Consider the following 13,937-nt stretch of genomic DNA (forward strand, 5'->3'; position numbering starts at 1 on the left):
TCCGCGCTCCTGCCGGAGCGCGGCGCAGGGATGACCGGAATCGCGGCGATCTCGGGCGTGCTGGAATCGGCGGTCTATGTCGACGACCTCGACGCGGCCGAGGCCTTCTACGGGGAGACCCTGGGCCTGCCTCGTATCGTCCGGGTCGACGGCCGGCACGTCTTCTTCCGCTGCGGCGCGGGCGTTGTGCTGACCTTCATCCCAGAGGTCACCCGCGTCCCGCCAGCGGACGGCGCGCTGCCGGTGCCGCCGCACGGGGCGGCCGGCGCGGGGCACATCTGCTTCGCGGTGGCGCCATCCGAGATGGACGCCATGCGTGCGGGCCTCGAGACCGCCGGAATCGAGATCGAGGCGGATTTCGCTTGGCCGAATGGCGCACGGTCGATCTACGTTCGGGATCCGGCTGGAAACAGCGTAGAATTTTCCGAACCACACCTGTGGGGCGGGACATGACAAAAAGAGGATCCGCCATCAATGTCGGACCACAGAAGCAGCGGCGAGGGACATGAGCGAACCCAGCATGGAAACCGATAGCGTGAGAACTTCCGGGGCCAAGGCGTCCGAGCGTTCGCCGGTCATCGAGGCCCGCAAGCTCGACCTCACCTTTCAAACCAACGACGGCGCGGTGCAGGCGCTGCGGGACGTCAACCTGACGATCAACAAGGGCGACTTCGTCTCCTTCATTGGCCCGTCCGGCTGCGGCAAGACCACGTTCCTGCGGGTGGTGGCGGCGCTGGAGCATCCGACGGGCGGGCAGATCACCGTGAACGGCATGAGCCCCGACGAGGCGCGGCGCAAGCGGGCCTATGGCTACGTGTTCCAGGCAGCCGGCCTCTATCCGTGGCGGACCATCGCCAAGAACATCAAGCTGCCGCTGGAGATCATGGGCTATTCCCGGGCGCAGCAGGACGAGCAGGTGGCGCGGGTGCTGAAGCTGGTGGACCTCGAGGGCTTCGGCGAGAAATACCCATGGCAGCTTTCGGGCGGCATGCAGCAGCGGGCCTCCATCGCGCGGGCGCTGGCCTTTGATGCCGAGATCCTGCTGATGGACGAGCCCTTCGGCGCACTGGACGAGATCGTCCGCGACCACCTGAACGAGCAGCTGCTGGCGCTCTGGGGCCGGACCGGCAAGACCATCGGCTTCGTCACCCATTCGATCCCCGAAGCGGTCTATCTCTCGACCAAGATCGTGGTGATGTCGCCGCGGCCGGGGCGGATCACCGACGTGATCGAGAGCACCCTGCCGCGGGAGCGGCCGCTCGACATCCGCGACACGCCGGAATTCCTCGCCATCGCGCACCGGGTGCGCGAGGGGCTGCGGGCGGGGCATGCCTATGACGATTGATCCGAAGTCCGGGCGGAGGGCCGTCCGATGAAGAATGCATTCCCCGTTCTCGTGGTGCTCGCCGCGATCCTGGCGCTCTGGTACGCGGCCGTGGCGCCGATGAACATCCGAACCGCGCTGGATCAGGCCGAGCGGGCCGGGGCCGCGGTGGAGCCTGCGGGGGCGCGCGAGCGGCTCGAGGTCTCGGTCTGGCGGCTGATGATCGACAATCCGGACCATGTCTCGGAAGGCTATGCGCTTGACCGTCCCCGCCTGCCCACGCCCGTCCAGGTCGGCGAGGAACTGTGGAAGACCACTGGCGAGATGGTGCTGAAGGGGCGAGCCCTGTCCAAGCGCTCGCTCATCTATCACGCCGGCATCACCCTGCAATCGACGCTCTGGGGCTTCCTGCTGGGCACGACGCTTGGCATCCTTGGCGCGGTGGCGATCGTGCATTCGCGTGTGATGGACATGAGCGTCATGCCCTGGGCGATCATCAGCCAGACGATCCCCATCGTGGCGCTGGCGCCGATGATCATCGTGCTCAGCTCGCAACTCGGGATCGAGGGGCGGGGCGTGCCCAAGGCTATCATCTCGGCATACCTGTGCTATTTCCCGGTGCTGGTCGGCATGGTGAAGGGGCTGCGTGCGCCCACGGCCTCGCAGCTCGACCTGCTTCGCACCTATAATGCCTCGCAGCGGGAGACCTTCTTCAAGCTGCGCCTGCCGGCCTCGCTTCCCTATCTCTTCACCTCGCTCAAGATCGGCATCGCCTCGGCGCTGGTCGGGACCATCGTCGGCGAACTGCCCACCGGCGCGATCTCCGGGCTCGGCGCGCGCATTCTGATCGGCGACCAGTTCGGCACGCCGCTTGCGATCTGGGCGGCACTGCTGGCTGCGGCGATCCTGGCCGGGGCGCTGGTGACGCTGCTTGATGTGCTGCAACGCGTCACGCTCAAGCGGATGGGGATGCAGACATGAACCTTCTGATTTTCTCCGTCATCCTGTGGTGCGGCGTCTGGGCCATGAACCGGCAGATCGCCAATTCCCCGGACCGGGACGACCGCGCGGCGCGGATTTTCGTGCCGGTGGTGCTGGGCGGGGCGACGCTTTTTCTCTGGGAAGGGCTGGTGACCGGGCTCGGGGTATCGCCAGTCATCCTGCCCGCGCCCTCGGACATCGCGGCCACCTTCGCCGCCTCGACGGCCACGTTGTGGGAGGATTTCGTCCAGACCGTGCTCAAGGGGGCGCTCACGGGCTATGTCATCGGCTGCACCGCGGCCTTCGTCATTGCCGTGCTGATCGACCGCTCCAGCTTCCTCACCCGCGGGCTGCTGCCCATCGGAAATTTCGTGGCCGCGCTGCCGATCGTCGGCATCGCGCCGATCCTGGTGAGCTGGTTCGGCTTCGACTGGCAGTCCAAGGCGGCGGTCGTCGTGGTGATGGTGTTCTTCCCGGTCCTGGTGAACACGGTGCAGGGCCTGCGGGAAACCGACGCAATGCAGCGCGACCTGATGCGCACCTATGCGGCGGGCTACCTCCAGACCCTTATCAAGCTGCGGCTGCCGGCGGCGATGCCCTTTGTTTTCAACGGGCTCAAGATTGCATCAACGCTGGCGCTGATCGGCGCTATCGTGGCCGAATATTTCGGCTCGCCGACGCGCGGCATGGGGTTCCGCATTTCCACCGGGGTCGGGAGCTTGTCCATTGACCTCGTCTGGGCGGAAATCGCCGTGGCGGCCATCGTAGGGACGTTGCTTTATGGCGGCGTTTCGTGGATCGAAAAGGCGGTGACCTTCTGGCACCCCTCGCAACGCAGGTAACCAAGCTGCCGAAAAGGCAGATAAAAACTGAAGAGCCAACAAGGAGAGAGAAGATGAAGAAATTTCTTGCGGGAACGGCGCTGTCGCTGATCGCCGGCACGGCCATGGCGGCCGACGAGGTGAAGCTGCAGCTCAAATGGGTCACCCAGGCCCAGTTCGCGGGCTATTACGTGGCGCTCGACCAGGGCTTCTACGAGGAAGAGGATCTGGACGTCACGATCCTGCCCGGCGGCCCCGACATCGCGCCGACGCAGGTCATCGCCGGCGGCGGCGCCGACGTGACCATCGAATGGATGCCCGCCGCGCTCGCCGCCCGCGAGAAGGGGCTTCCGCTGGTCAACATCGCCCAGCCGTTCAAGTCCTCCGGCATGATGCTGACCTGCTGGAAGGACACCGGCATCGAAGAGCCCATGGACCTCGTCAACCGCACGCTGGGCGTCTGGTTCTTCGGCAATGAGTTTCCCTTCATGAGCTGGATGTCCTCGCTCGGGATCTCGACCGACGGCAAGGCCGAGATGGGCGTCGAGGTGCTCAAGCAGGGCTTCAACGTCGATCCGCTGCTGCAGCGGCAGGCCGACTGCATCTCGACCATGACCTACAACGAATACTGGCAGGTGATCGACGCCGGCGTGTCTCCGGACGAGCTCATCACCTTCAAGTACGAGGATCAGGGTGTCGCGACGCTGGAAGACGGCATCTACGTGCTGGAAGAGAACCTCGCCGACCCGGAATTCGAGGACAAGATGGTACGCTTCGTGCGGGCCTCCATGAAGGGCTGGAAATGGGCCGAGGAGAACCCGGACGACGCGGCGATGATCGTGCTCGACAATGACGAGACCGGTGCCCAAACCGAGACCCACCAGAAGCGCATGATGGGCGAGATTGCCAAGCTGACCGCGGGCTCCAACGGCGCGCTCGACCCTGCTGACTACGAGCGCACGGTGTCGACGCTGCTGACCGGCGGCTCGGACCCGGTCATCAGCAAGGAGCCCGAAGGCGCCTGGACGCACCAGATCAGCGACAAGGCGCTGAACTGATCGACGGGACGCCCCGGATGACATGACCTGCCGCTGATGGCAGGCGCGGCGCCGCCCCTCGGGGCGGCGTCGTCGTTTTCGCGGCCGGGTTAGCGGGTGATGTCCAGCGTCGGCGTTCCGGGCGTCTGGATCTGCCGCATGGTGCCGAGGCTGGTGCCGATCCTCCGTGCCGCTTCCCGCTCGGGGTCCGTGCCTGCGGAGGGTGGGACGGTCTGCGCCTCGCTTTCCGTGCTCGCCGATCTGGCCTCCTCCCGCAGGCGTTGGATCTCCGCCGTGGTTTCGGTGGGGATTTCCACGAACTGGGTCAGCGGCGGCACCGGCTCCCGGATATGCGCGACTTGCGATTCCACGCCCTGTGCCTCGCCGTCCCGCTCGCCGAGATCCGCCAGCGGGCGCTCGGGCTCGGAGCGGGTGCGATCCGTGGCGGATGGCCCGCCTGCGGGAACCGGCTGGAGTACCCGGGGATCGGGCTGGGCCGTGGTGGCCCCCTGAACGGTTCCCTCTGCGACTTGCGAGGTGGGCGAGACGGAAGAGGAAGGGGATGTGGCCCGTCGGTCTTCGGCGGTGGCGCTGTGCGGCCCACCGACCGCCGGCAGGAACGGGCTGGAGCCGATGGAGATCATTTTCGGAGTCCTGTCTCGAGGAGCCCCCACCCGGGAGAAGGATGGCGCGAGACTGTGAACCAGGAGTTAACGCGTGGCGCTGGCGACCGGTCGAATCGACCGGAACATGCGGTCAATTCGACTCAAATCCGAGCTGGCCGGGACAGCGGCTCAAAGCGCCTGCGACTGCCGCCAGGAGTTCAGCGGCGCCAGGCTGGAGACCCCCTTGCTGTGATGCCGCGCCATTCGGCGCAGGATCCCTTGCAGGAACGTGATCGCCTGAGGGGCATAGGGGCCCTTGTTCAGCATCACGCAATCGGCGCGCTGGCCCATCGCGGCGTCGGTCACCTCCGCACGGCTGGCGCGCCCCTGTTTCATCATGTTTTCCAAGACTTGCGTCGCCCAGACTGTCGGCACATGGGCCGCCAGGCACAGCCAGAGGATCTCCTCCTGCATCTCCGAGGTCCGGTCCATGCCCAGTTCGACCGACAGGTCGCCGCGGGCGATCATCACAGCCACCGGCAGGCGGCCTCCGGCCTCGACGAGCAGGCGGGGCAGGTTGCGCACGGCGAGGTCGGTCTCGATCTTGAGCATCACCGCCGGTGGCGGCGCGCCGTCGAGCCGCGCGTCGAGCGCGGCGAGCAGATCGCGGACATCGCGGGGCGACTGGACGAAGGAGAAGCCGATGGTGTCGGCGTGCCCCAGTACGAAGTCGAGATCCTGCAGATCCTTTTCCGTCAAAGCGGGGATGTCGACCTCGACGCCGGGCAAGTTGACGCCCTTGCCGTGCTTGAGCTTCTCGCCCTTGGGCCGAACGGAGGTGACGAGGAGGACCACGTCATCGCCGCTTCGGCTGTCGATGCGGGCGCCGATCTTGCCGTCATCGAACCAGACTTCGGTACCCGGGTGAAGCGATGCGACCAGCTCGGGGTGGTTCAGGCTCAGTGCAGGCAGTACGTCCGTGTCCGTGGGCTGGGCAGCGAGGTTCTGCGCGAGCCTAAACCGGTCGCCCTGCCGCAGCTTGATAGGCTCAGTCCGGCCGCCGAGGTCGGTGCGCACCTTCGGCCCGCCGAGATCCATGTTGATGCGGATCTGGCGGCCCAGGTCGCGGGAGACCCGGCGGACATTGGCGATCATCGCCGCCCATGTCTCGGCATTGTCATGGGCGCAGTTGATGCGGACGCAATCGGCGCCGGCGAAGATGAAGCTGCGCGCGATTTCCTCGTCTGCAGCGGCCTCGGTCGGCAGGGTCACCATGATGCGCGTGCCCGGTTCGCCATCGCCGGTGCCGAACATCTCGGCCTGGGCGGCGGCAACCCGCTGCCGGCCCTTGGTGAACTCGGCGGCCGGCGGGTAGCCTTCGGGCGTCAGCCCGGCAATCGAGGCGAGGGAGGCGCAGGCGGCGTCCAGCGCGGGGCGCACGGCCTCCTCGCAATGGCCGAGCGAAGAGAGCCCAAGCGCGATGAGCCTGTCCTGATGCGGACGGAGGTCGATCTTCCGCAGGGCGAGGAAATGCGCGAGATTGCGGGCCGAGGGCAGGAAGTCCGGCCGGTGGATCGCCGGCTGCCAGCTTGCGAGCGTCGCCTCGGCCTCGCGCGAGATGGCGGCGCGGATCTGGGAGACAGAGGCGTAGAGGTCGGCTGCGCTTTCGGTTGGCGGAAGCGGGGGAGCATTCGGCGAGATGTCCATGACGTGCCTCGTCACAGTTCATGTCTGAGACGGCGGTCGCGGCGCTGTCGCTCCAAGGTCTTTCGCCGGTGCCTCCTCAAGTCAACGGAAATCTTGACGCAGCGGCCCGTGAGAGATCATCGGATAGGCGCCGGACCTCAGAGGCCAGGCCCCCGGAACTCGCCAGTATCCACGCCGCCCACGGATTCCGTCGCCATCCTCGCGTAGTCGGGCTCGACCGGACTGCCCGGCTCGTTCACGGCATAGGTGCCGGTGGCCGCGCAACTGACAAGCATGAGAAAGGCGAGGCTGGCGGTAAGAATGCGCATCGGTGTCTCCTGATTACGGCGAGGCAGTCGCCACCACGTCGCGCGGCGATTACTCTCATGGCTAACCGTGAGCGGGGCGTCCGTCCAGCATTTCGCGGCGACGGTGCGTCGCAGGGGGGGCAAAATCGTCGGATATCGCTCAGGAAAACGGCCGCGCAGGGCGCGGCCGGTATCAGGGTTGCCCCTCAGGGCGCAGGACGGGCCTCTCTTCGCGGAGGCGCCGCGAACCTGTGGTCAGATCGCGAGGTATTCCGCCCGCAGCTCGGCGTTTTCCAGCACCTCGGCGGCGGTGCCGTCGAAGACGATGGAGCCGGTGTCGAGGATCACCGAGCGGTCGGCCAGTTCCAGAGCGCGCACGGCGTTCTGCTCCACGATAACCGTGGTGATGCCCTGTTCCTTGATGTGGATGAGGGTCTTCTCGATCTCGTCGACGATGACAGGGGCGAGACCCTCGTAGGGTTCGTCGAGGAGCAGCACCTTGATGTCCCGCGCCAGCGCCCGGGCGATCGCCAGCATCTGCTGCTCGCCACCCGAAAGCGTCACGCCCTCCTGCTTGCGGCGTTCGCCGAGCCGGGGGAAGAGGTCATAGAGCCGGTCGAGCGTCCAGCCGATGGGCTCGACGATCTGTGCCAGCTGCAGGTTCTCCTCGACCGTCAGGCCGGGGATGATCGAACGGTCTTCGGGAACCAGCCCGATGCCCGCCACCGCGGCCTGGTGGCTCTTCATCGTGTGCAGGTGCTGGTGGTCGAGCCAGATCTCGCCATGGGTGACCTGCGGCGAATCCATCCGGGCGATCCCGCGCAGCGTGGTGGTCTTGCCGGCGCCGTTGCGGCCGAGAAGTGCCAGGATCTCGCCTTCGTGCACGTTGAAGGAGATGCCCTGGATGATGTAGCTCTCTCCGTAATAGGCGTGCATGTCATAGATCGACAGGAAGGCCGGCGCGGTCGCCGCAAGGTTGGCGTTCTTTGAAAAGTCCGGTTTGACGTTCATGATTCAGCCTCCGTCCCGGCCGGTGCGCTGACCGCGAGTGCGGGAGCCTCCAGCGGGGATATTTTCGGACAGAAGAAGGGCAGGGCGCGGCATCAGGCGGCCTCGCCGAGATAGGCTTCGCGGACCTTGGGGTTGCCGCGGATGTTTTCGGGGCTGTCCTCGACCAGCGGTGAGCCCTGGGCCAGTACGGTGATCCGATCGGCGAGGCTGAAGACCACGTGCATGTCGTGCTCGATGATGCAGATGGTGATGTCGCGCTTCTCTTTGATCTCCTTGAGCAGGTCGATCGTGTTGTTGGTGTCGGCGCGCGCCATCCCGGCGGTGGGCTCGTCGAGCAGCAGCAGCCGGGGCTCCTGCAGCAGGCACATGGCCATCTCCAGACGGCGCTTGTCGCCGCGCGAGAGGGAGGCGGAATGCATGTGGAGCTTGTCCAGCATGTTGACCTCCTCCAGCATCTGCTGCGCGCGCTCGACGATTTCCCGCTCCCGGGCGACGCTTTCGAAGGCGTGCAACCGGAAGGCCCCGTCGCGCTTGGCGAAGGCGGGGATGACCATGTTCTCGAACACGGTCAGGTCCCCGAAGATCTCGGGCGTCTGGAACACGCGGGAGATCCCCATCTGGTTGATCTCGTAAGGCGTGCGGCCCAGCACCGACTTGCCGTCGAACATGACCGATCCGGTGTCGGGGATCAGCTTGCCCACGAGGCAGTTGAGCAGGGTGGACTTGCCGGCACCGTTGGGGCCGATGATCGCGTGGACGGTGTTTTCCTGCACGCTGAGGTTCACGTCGCCGAGGGCCTGCAGGCCGCCGAAGCGCTTGTTCACCCCTTTGACTTCAAGAATTCCCATCTGTCAGGTCTCCTCATTCCGCCACATGGGGCGTTTCCTTGGGGTGATGCTCGGGATCGGGCGTGTCGGTCTTCTTCTTGCCGCGCCGGAACAGCCGGGCAATCCGCTGGCCGCCTTCGACAAGGCCGCCGGGCAGGAAGGTCACCACGAGCATGAACAGGATGCCGAGCGTCAGGTGCCAGCCCTTGCCGACGAAGGGATGGACGATGAAGACCATGAAGTCTTCCATCCCGTCCGGCAGAAAGGCGAACCACTGGTGCAGGACGTTGTCGTTGATCTTCGAGAAAATGTTCTCGAAGTACTTGATGAAGCCCGCGCCGAGGACGGGACCGATCAGTGTGCCCGCGCCGCCGAGGATGGTCATCAGCACGACCTCGCCGGAGGCGGTCCACTGCATGCGCTCGGCGCCGGCCAGAGGGTCCATCGCGGCGAGCAGGCCGCCGGCGAGCCCGGCATACATGCCGGAAATGATGAAGGCGGCGAGCGTGTAGGGCTTGGGGTTCAGGCCGGTGTAATTGAGCCGCTGCTGGTTCGACTTGACCGCGCGCAGCATCAGGCCGAAGGGCGAGCGGAACAGCCGGATGGCGAGGTAGAACACCACCAGCAGGAGGACGGCGCAGAGGTAGTAGCCGTTGTTGAACGTGAATTCCCAGCCGGCGACCTCGAGTTCGAGGAAGTTGTCGCGCATCGCCCAGCCGAACAGGTGCGGCACGTCTGGCAGGCCGGCGCGATGCAGGATCTGCGGGTCGTCGCCATAGACCTGCAGCCCGGTTTCGCCGTTCGTGAGGTTGAACTTGGGGTTCGACAGCACCGAATAGGCGAGGGCAAAGGACATTTGTGCGAAGGCGAGTGTCAGGATCGAGAAGTAGATCCCCGAACGGCGCAGCGAAACATAACCGATGAGCACGGAGAACAGCCCGGCCACGATGACCGCCAGGATGATCGCCGGGATCACGTTGTAGCTGAGCAGCTTGAACATCCAGACCGCGGCGTAGGACCCGACGCCGAGGAAGGCCGCGTGACCGAAGGAGAGGTAGCCAGTGAGGCCGAACAGGATGTTGAAGCCGATGGCGAAGATCCCGAAGATCGCGAAGCGCTGCATCAGGTCCGGGTAGCCGGCGTTGAATTGCGCGAGCGAGCTGTTCGTCGGGAAGGGGTTGAGAAGGAACGGAGCCGCGAGCGCCAGGAAGGCGACAACGATCAGCAGCATCGTGTCCTTGGAGTTGAGACCGAGCATGTGATTATTCCTCCATCACGCCCTTGCGGCCCATCAGGCCCCGCGGACGGGTCAGCAGAACGATGATGGCGACCAGGTAGATGATGATCTGGTTGATCCCCGGAAGGGTGGTGGTGGCCCATGTGGTGGAGGCGAAGCTCTCCAGGATGCCGAGCATGAAGCCTGCGAGCACGGCGCCGGGCAGCGAGCCCATGCCGCCGACCACGACCACGACGAAGCTGAGCACGAGGAAATCCATCCCCATGTGATAGTTCGGCGCAACGATCGGCCCGTACATGACGCCCGCGAGACCGGCCACGGCGGCGGCGAGGCCGAACATGATGGTGAAGCGGCGGTCGATGTCGATGCCCAGGAGGCCCACGGTTTCACGGTCGGCCATGCCGGCGCGGACCACCATGCCGAAGGTCGTGAATTGCAGGAAGGAGAAGACGCCGCCGATGACCACGACCGCGAACAGGAAGTAGACCAGTCTCCAGATCGGGTAGGGCAGGTCGAGTCCGAGCCAGGAGCCGAGATTCACCACGCCCATCAGTGCGTCGGGCGGCGGGGTCTGGATCGGGTTGGCGCCGAAGAAGTACTTGATGACCTCCTGCAGCACGATGGCCAGGCCGAAGGTCACGAGGATCTGGTCGGCATGGGGGCGCTTGTAGAAGTGCTTGATCAGGCCGCGCTCCATTGCGAAGCCGATGCCGATCATGATCGGAATGGCGACGAGGATGGACAGAGGCACCGCCCAGTCGATGATTGCACCGCCGATCTCCGGGCCGAACCATGACTCGACGTATGGCGATTTCACCTTGAGGGGATTGCCGAGGAAGTCCGTTTTGGTCTCGTCGATCGTCTCGAAAGACAGGCTCAGCAACCGCTGCAGTGTCACTGCGCAGAAGGCGCCGAGCATGAAGAGCGCGCCATGCGCGAAGTTCACGACGCCCAAGGTGCCGAAGATGAGTGTAAGCCCGAGCGCGATCAGCGCATAGGCCGAGCCCTTGTCGAGCCCGTTCAGAATCTGAAGGAGGATCGCGTCCATGTTCCCCACCTGTATCGTGTCCGGGGCCTCGGCTGGGAGATGCCACCAGAATTCAGAGGTGCCGGTCGCGTGTGAAACGCGACCGGCGAGAGTTGTGTGAGCGGATCAGGCGCCGTCGTTGCACTCGCCGAGCGAGGCTTCGTCGCCACCGAACATCGGGTGGTTCGGCGGATACTCGACCTGCGCACGCGGCGTGACTTCAACGACCTCGAGCGTGTCGTACTCGTTGGTCGGGTTCTCGGCGCCCTTCACCACGAGCACGTCCTTGAAGCACTGGTGATCCTCGGCGCGGTAGAGCGTCGGGCCGTTGCCGAGACCGTCGAACTCGAAGCCTTCGAGTGCCTCGACGACGGCGCAGGGCGCAAACGAGCCGGCGCGGGCGACGGCATCGGCGTAGAGCAGGACCTGCGCGTAGCAGGTGTGGGCCGAGTTCGACGGCGGACGGCCGTATTTCTCGCCGAAGGACTTGACGAAGGCCTTGGAGCCCTCGTCCGTAAGCTGCCAGTTCCAGTTCATCGAGCCCAGTACGCCCTTGATGTTCTCGCCAGCGCCGGCTGCCATCAGTTCGGAGTAGAGGGGAACGACGATCTCGAACTGCTTGCCGTTGACCATCTTGTCACGCAGGCCGAACTGCACGGCGTTGGTGAGCGAGTTCACCATGTTGCCGCCGTAGTGGTTGAGTACGAGCACGTCGGCGCCGGAGTTCAGAACCGGCGCGATATAGGACGAGAAGTCGGTTGACGCGAGCGGCGTCAGCACGTTCTCCACGGTTTCCCAGCCCAGTGCCTCGGTCGACGCCTGGATCGACTCCTGTTGGGTCCAGCCCCAGTTGTAGTCGGCGGTCAGGTGATAGGCGCGGCGTTCCTTGCCATAGGCGTTCGCCAGCACCGGGGCCAGAGCAGCGCCCGACATGTAGGCGTTGAAGAAATGGCGGAAGCCGTTGGCCTTACGGTCCTTGCCGGTCGTGTCGTTGGCGTGGGTCAGGCCAGCCATGAAGATGATGCCGGCTTCCTGGCAGAGGCCCTGCACGGCCACCGCAACACCCGAAGAGGAGCCGCCGTTGATCATGACCGCGCCGTCTTTTTCGATCATCGACTTGGCCGCTGCGCGCGCGGCGTCGGACTTGGTCTGGGTGTCGCCGGTCACGAAGGTGACCTTCTTGCCCAGGATGCCAGTTCCGTCCAGCGCCTTGGACGAGAAGGTGTTCAGCATGCCGCCGTCGCCTTCGCCATTGAGGTGCTCGACCGCGAGCTGCTGAGCGCGCAGTTCGTCGGCTCCCTCGTCGGCATAGGGGCCGGATTGCGGAACATTGAAACCCAGGGTGACGGTCGAGCCGGTGGGCTCGTTGGTGAACGCGTGGGCCGAGCTGGCCGTGAAGATCGTGGGCAGTGCCAGGCCGGCACCTGCGGCGGCACCAGTCTTGAGCGCGCCACGGCGCGTCACGTTGTATTTCGACATGTAGTCCTCCCAATGTAGTGTCGCCCGGAGAGTCCTCGGTCCCCGGCTGCCCGTCTTGCAGGCCAGTTCAGTATCCGCCCCAATTGTCAAAGCTGGCAACAAATGCTTTTGTTCGAACGATTTTTTTGTAAAGTTATATACACGCGTTACGAAAATCTTGTAAAAGCATTCTCAATGCAGCGCAGAAAGCCATTGGGATGATGGGGAAAAGTCTATGGCACGTCCCTCACTGACAGGCAGTCGAATCCGCGAGCGACGGACGATGACCGGCCGCAAGCAGGCCGATCTGGCGCGATCGGTGGGTATTTCTGCGTCGTATCTGAACCTGATCGAGCACAATCGGCGAAGAATCGGGGGCAAACTCTTGAGCAATATTGCGCGAGAGCTTGGGGTAGAGCCCTCCGCGCTGTCCGAAGGGGCGGAGGCGGCGCTGCTGAACGCGCTCAGGGAGGCCGCGGCGGACCACGAGGGTGCGGCGGAGGATCTGCCCCGCCTGGAGGAGTTTGTCGGCCGCTTTCCCGGCTGGGCACGGTTGCTCGCCGAGACACGCCAGCGCGCGACCGGGCTGGAACATGCAGTGGATGTACTGTCGGACAGGATGACCCACGATCCGTTCCTTTCGGCCTCGCTGCACGAGGTGATCTCCACCGTGACCGCGATCCGCTCCACGGCGACGATCCTGGCCGAGACGCGGGACATCGATCCGGAATGGCGGGATCGGTTCCACCGCAACATGGCCGAGGAATCCGCCAGGCTGGCGGAGAGCGCGGAGGCGCTGGTGCGCTACCTCGACGAGGCGAGTTCGACCGAGTTTGCAGCCTCCACGCCGCAGGAGGAACTCGACGGCTGGCTGCGGCAATCGGGCTACCATGTCGCCGAGCTGGAAGACGCTCGGCCGACCGATCCGGAAAAGCTCGTCGAACGTGCCGAGAACCTGCGGAGTGCCGCGGCGCGCTCGCTGGCGCTGAACTATCTGCGGCGCTACCGAGAGGATGCCGAGCACATGCCGCTGGGAGCCTTCCAAGAAGAAGCCCGGAAGGTCGGGTTCGATCCGGCGGCGGTGGCGATGCGTTTCGGCGTCGATCTGGGCGCGGTGTTTCGTCGCCTCGCGACGCTCCCGGCGGATCGGATCGGCGGCGAGATCGGGCTGGTGTCCTGCGACGCCTCGGGCACGCTGACCTTCCGCAAGCCGGTGGACGGGTTTCCCATGCCGCGCTACTCGGCGGCCTGTTCGCTCTGGCCGCTTTACCAGGCGTTGTCTCGACCGATGGCGCCCGTGCGGCGGCTGGTCGAGATGGGCGGGCGCAATCCGCGCCTGTTTCTCACCTATTCGGTGTGCCAAAGTCGCCAGCCGGCGGGGTTCGACGGGCCACAAGTCCTGGAGGCGGCCATGCTCATCCTGCCGCAGGACATGGTCGATACGGCCGAGGCGCGGGAGCCTCTGGAGATCGGCACCTCCTGCCGGATCTGCCCGCGCACGGCCTGCGCTGCCCGTCGCGAGCCGTCGATCATGGCAGAGGCGTTTTGACACGCACCTCGTAAGGGGTGATAGTGCGCTCAAGCGGCCGCGGGGAGGCGTGCCGCTTCTTCGGGG

The 13,937-nt window shown here is 65.5% G+C and carries 14 protein-coding genes; 6 read left to right on the plus strand and 8 right to left on the minus strand.

The annotated features are described in order from the left end of the window. The first annotated feature begins 30 nt into the window (after positions 1 to 30). From ACFQ2S_RS06870 to ACFQ2S_RS06890, 5 genes are all read left to right on the plus strand, one after another. Positions 31 to 453, plus strand: coding sequence for a VOC family protein (locus tag ACFQ2S_RS06870; protein ID WP_386073717.1), 423 nt, complete (start codon positions 31 to 33; stop codon positions 451 to 453). A gap of 67 nt (positions 454 to 520) precedes the next feature. Further along, a complete protein-coding gene (locus tag ACFQ2S_RS06875) occupies positions 521 to 1,345 on the plus strand; it encodes an ABC transporter ATP-binding protein (protein ID WP_386074301.1) in 825 nt (274 codons plus the stop codon). Between the two features lie 27 nt (positions 1,346 to 1,372). Next, the gene (locus ACFQ2S_RS06880) at positions 1,373 to 2,305 is read left to right on the plus strand and encodes an ABC transporter permease (protein ID WP_386073718.1); all 933 of its coding nucleotides are present in this window, start codon (positions 1,373 to 1,375) and stop codon (positions 2,303 to 2,305) included. After that, positions 2,302 to 3,147, plus strand: coding sequence for an ABC transporter permease (locus ACFQ2S_RS06885; protein WP_386073719.1), 846 nt, complete (start codon positions 2,302 to 2,304; stop codon positions 3,145 to 3,147). Before ACFQ2S_RS06880 ends, ACFQ2S_RS06885 begins: the two co-directional genes overlap by 4 nt. A gap of 53 nt (positions 3,148 to 3,200) precedes the next feature. After that, a complete protein-coding gene (locus ACFQ2S_RS06890) occupies positions 3,201 to 4,184 on the plus strand; it encodes an ABC transporter substrate-binding protein (protein WP_386073720.1) in 984 nt (327 codons plus the stop codon). Between the two features lie 89 nt (positions 4,185 to 4,273). On the opposite strand, the gene ACFQ2S_RS06895 is transcribed toward ACFQ2S_RS06890, so the two are convergent. From ACFQ2S_RS06895 to ACFQ2S_RS06930, 8 genes are all read right to left on the minus strand, one after another. Beyond that, complete coding sequence (locus ACFQ2S_RS06895) at positions 4,274 to 4,807, minus strand: hypothetical protein (protein ID WP_386073721.1); 534 nt, start codon at positions 4,805 to 4,807, stop codon at positions 4,274 to 4,276. A gap of 150 nt (positions 4,808 to 4,957) precedes the next feature. Further along, positions 4,958 to 6,475: a pyruvate kinase gene (locus ACFQ2S_RS06900; protein ID WP_386073722.1), complete on the minus strand. Its 1,518-nt coding sequence runs from the start codon at positions 6,473 to 6,475 to the stop codon at positions 4,958 to 4,960. 137 nt (positions 6,476 to 6,612) lie between these two features. Continuing rightward, positions 6,613 to 6,783 (minus strand): hypothetical protein, encoded by a 171-nt coding sequence (locus ACFQ2S_RS06905; protein ID WP_386073723.1) that lies wholly within the window; start codon positions 6,781 to 6,783, stop codon positions 6,613 to 6,615. Positions 6,784 to 7,017: 234 nt separating this feature from the next. Further along, a complete protein-coding gene (locus tag ACFQ2S_RS06910; protein WP_386073724.1) occupies positions 7,018 to 7,773 on the minus strand; it encodes an ABC transporter ATP-binding protein in 756 nt (251 codons plus the stop codon). A 92-nt stretch (positions 7,774 to 7,865) separates the two neighbouring features. Further along, entirely contained in the window at positions 7,866 to 8,621 is a 756-nt protein-coding gene (locus tag ACFQ2S_RS06915; RefSeq protein WP_386073725.1) for an ABC transporter ATP-binding protein, read from the minus strand. A gap of 13 nt (positions 8,622 to 8,634) precedes the next feature. Then, positions 8,635 to 9,858 carry a branched-chain amino acid ABC transporter permease gene (locus ACFQ2S_RS06920; RefSeq protein WP_386073726.1) on the minus strand — a complete coding sequence of 408 codons (1,224 nt, stop codon included), beginning with the start codon at positions 9,856 to 9,858 and terminating at the stop codon, positions 8,635 to 8,637. Positions 9,859 to 9,862: 4 nt separating this feature from the next. Beyond that, positions 9,863 to 10,885: a branched-chain amino acid ABC transporter permease gene (locus ACFQ2S_RS06925; RefSeq protein WP_386073727.1), complete on the minus strand. Its 1,023-nt coding sequence runs from the start codon at positions 10,883 to 10,885 to the stop codon at positions 9,863 to 9,865. A gap of 105 nt (positions 10,886 to 10,990) precedes the next feature. Continuing rightward, a complete protein-coding gene (locus ACFQ2S_RS06930) occupies positions 10,991 to 12,343 on the minus strand; it encodes a substrate-binding protein (RefSeq protein ID WP_386073728.1) in 1,353 nt (450 codons plus the stop codon). A 214-nt stretch (positions 12,344 to 12,557) separates the two neighbouring features. Between ACFQ2S_RS06930 and ACFQ2S_RS06935 the strand changes: the two genes are divergently transcribed. Further along, positions 12,558 to 13,871 carry a short-chain fatty acyl-CoA regulator family protein gene (locus ACFQ2S_RS06935; protein ID WP_386073729.1) on the plus strand — a complete coding sequence of 438 codons (1,314 nt, stop codon included), beginning with the start codon at positions 12,558 to 12,560 and terminating at the stop codon, positions 13,869 to 13,871. The last annotated feature ends 66 nt before the right edge of the window (positions 13,872 to 13,937 follow it).

It is taken from the genome of Tropicimonas aquimaris (genome assembly GCF_042676185.1).
Classification (GTDB): domain Bacteria; phylum Pseudomonadota; class Alphaproteobacteria; order Rhodobacterales; family Rhodobacteraceae; genus Tropicimonas; species Tropicimonas aquimaris.

What these genes read in the sequence shown, in the direction of transcription:
- ACFQ2S_RS06870 (WP_386073717.1), top strand. Translation starts at nt 31, where the DNA reads ATGACCGGAATCGCGGCGATCTCGGGCGTGCTGGAATCGGCGGTCTAT.
- ACFQ2S_RS06875 (WP_386074301.1), top strand. Translation starts at nt 521, where the DNA reads ATGGAAACCGATAGCGTGAGAACTTCCGGGGCCAAGGCGTCCGAGCGT.
- ACFQ2S_RS06880 (WP_386073718.1), top strand. Translation starts at nt 1,373, where the DNA reads ATGAAGAATGCATTCCCCGTTCTCGTGGTGCTCGCCGCGATCCTGGCG.
- ACFQ2S_RS06885 (WP_386073719.1), top strand. Translation starts at nt 2,302, where the DNA reads ATGAACCTTCTGATTTTCTCCGTCATCCTGTGGTGCGGCGTCTGGGCC.
- ACFQ2S_RS06890 (WP_386073720.1), top strand. Translation starts at nt 3,201, where the DNA reads ATGAAGAAATTTCTTGCGGGAACGGCGCTGTCGCTGATCGCCGGCACG.
- ACFQ2S_RS06895 (WP_386073721.1), bottom strand. Translation starts at nt 4,807, where the DNA reads ATGATCTCCATCGGCTCCAGCCCGTTCCTGCCGGCGGTCGGTGGGCCG.
- ACFQ2S_RS06900 (WP_386073722.1), bottom strand. Translation starts at nt 6,475, where the DNA reads ATGGACATCTCGCCGAATGCTCCCCCGCTTCCGCCAACCGAAAGCGCA.
- ACFQ2S_RS06905 (WP_386073723.1), bottom strand. Translation starts at nt 6,783, where the DNA reads ATGCGCATTCTTACCGCCAGCCTCGCCTTTCTCATGCTTGTCAGTTGC.
- ACFQ2S_RS06910 (WP_386073724.1), bottom strand. Translation starts at nt 7,773, where the DNA reads ATGAACGTCAAACCGGACTTTTCAAAGAACGCCAACCTTGCGGCGACC.
- ACFQ2S_RS06915 (WP_386073725.1), bottom strand. Translation starts at nt 8,621, where the DNA reads ATGGGAATTCTTGAAGTCAAAGGGGTGAACAAGCGCTTCGGCGGCCTG.
- ACFQ2S_RS06920 (WP_386073726.1), bottom strand. Translation starts at nt 9,858, where the DNA reads ATGCTCGGTCTCAACTCCAAGGACACGATGCTGCTGATCGTTGTCGCC.
- ACFQ2S_RS06925 (WP_386073727.1), bottom strand. Translation starts at nt 10,885, where the DNA reads ATGGACGCGATCCTCCTTCAGATTCTGAACGGGCTCGACAAGGGCTCG.
- ACFQ2S_RS06930 (WP_386073728.1), bottom strand. Translation starts at nt 12,343, where the DNA reads ATGTCGAAATACAACGTGACGCGCCGTGGCGCGCTCAAGACTGGTGCC.
- ACFQ2S_RS06935 (WP_386073729.1), top strand. Translation starts at nt 12,558, where the DNA reads ATGGCACGTCCCTCACTGACAGGCAGTCGAATCCGCGAGCGACGGACG.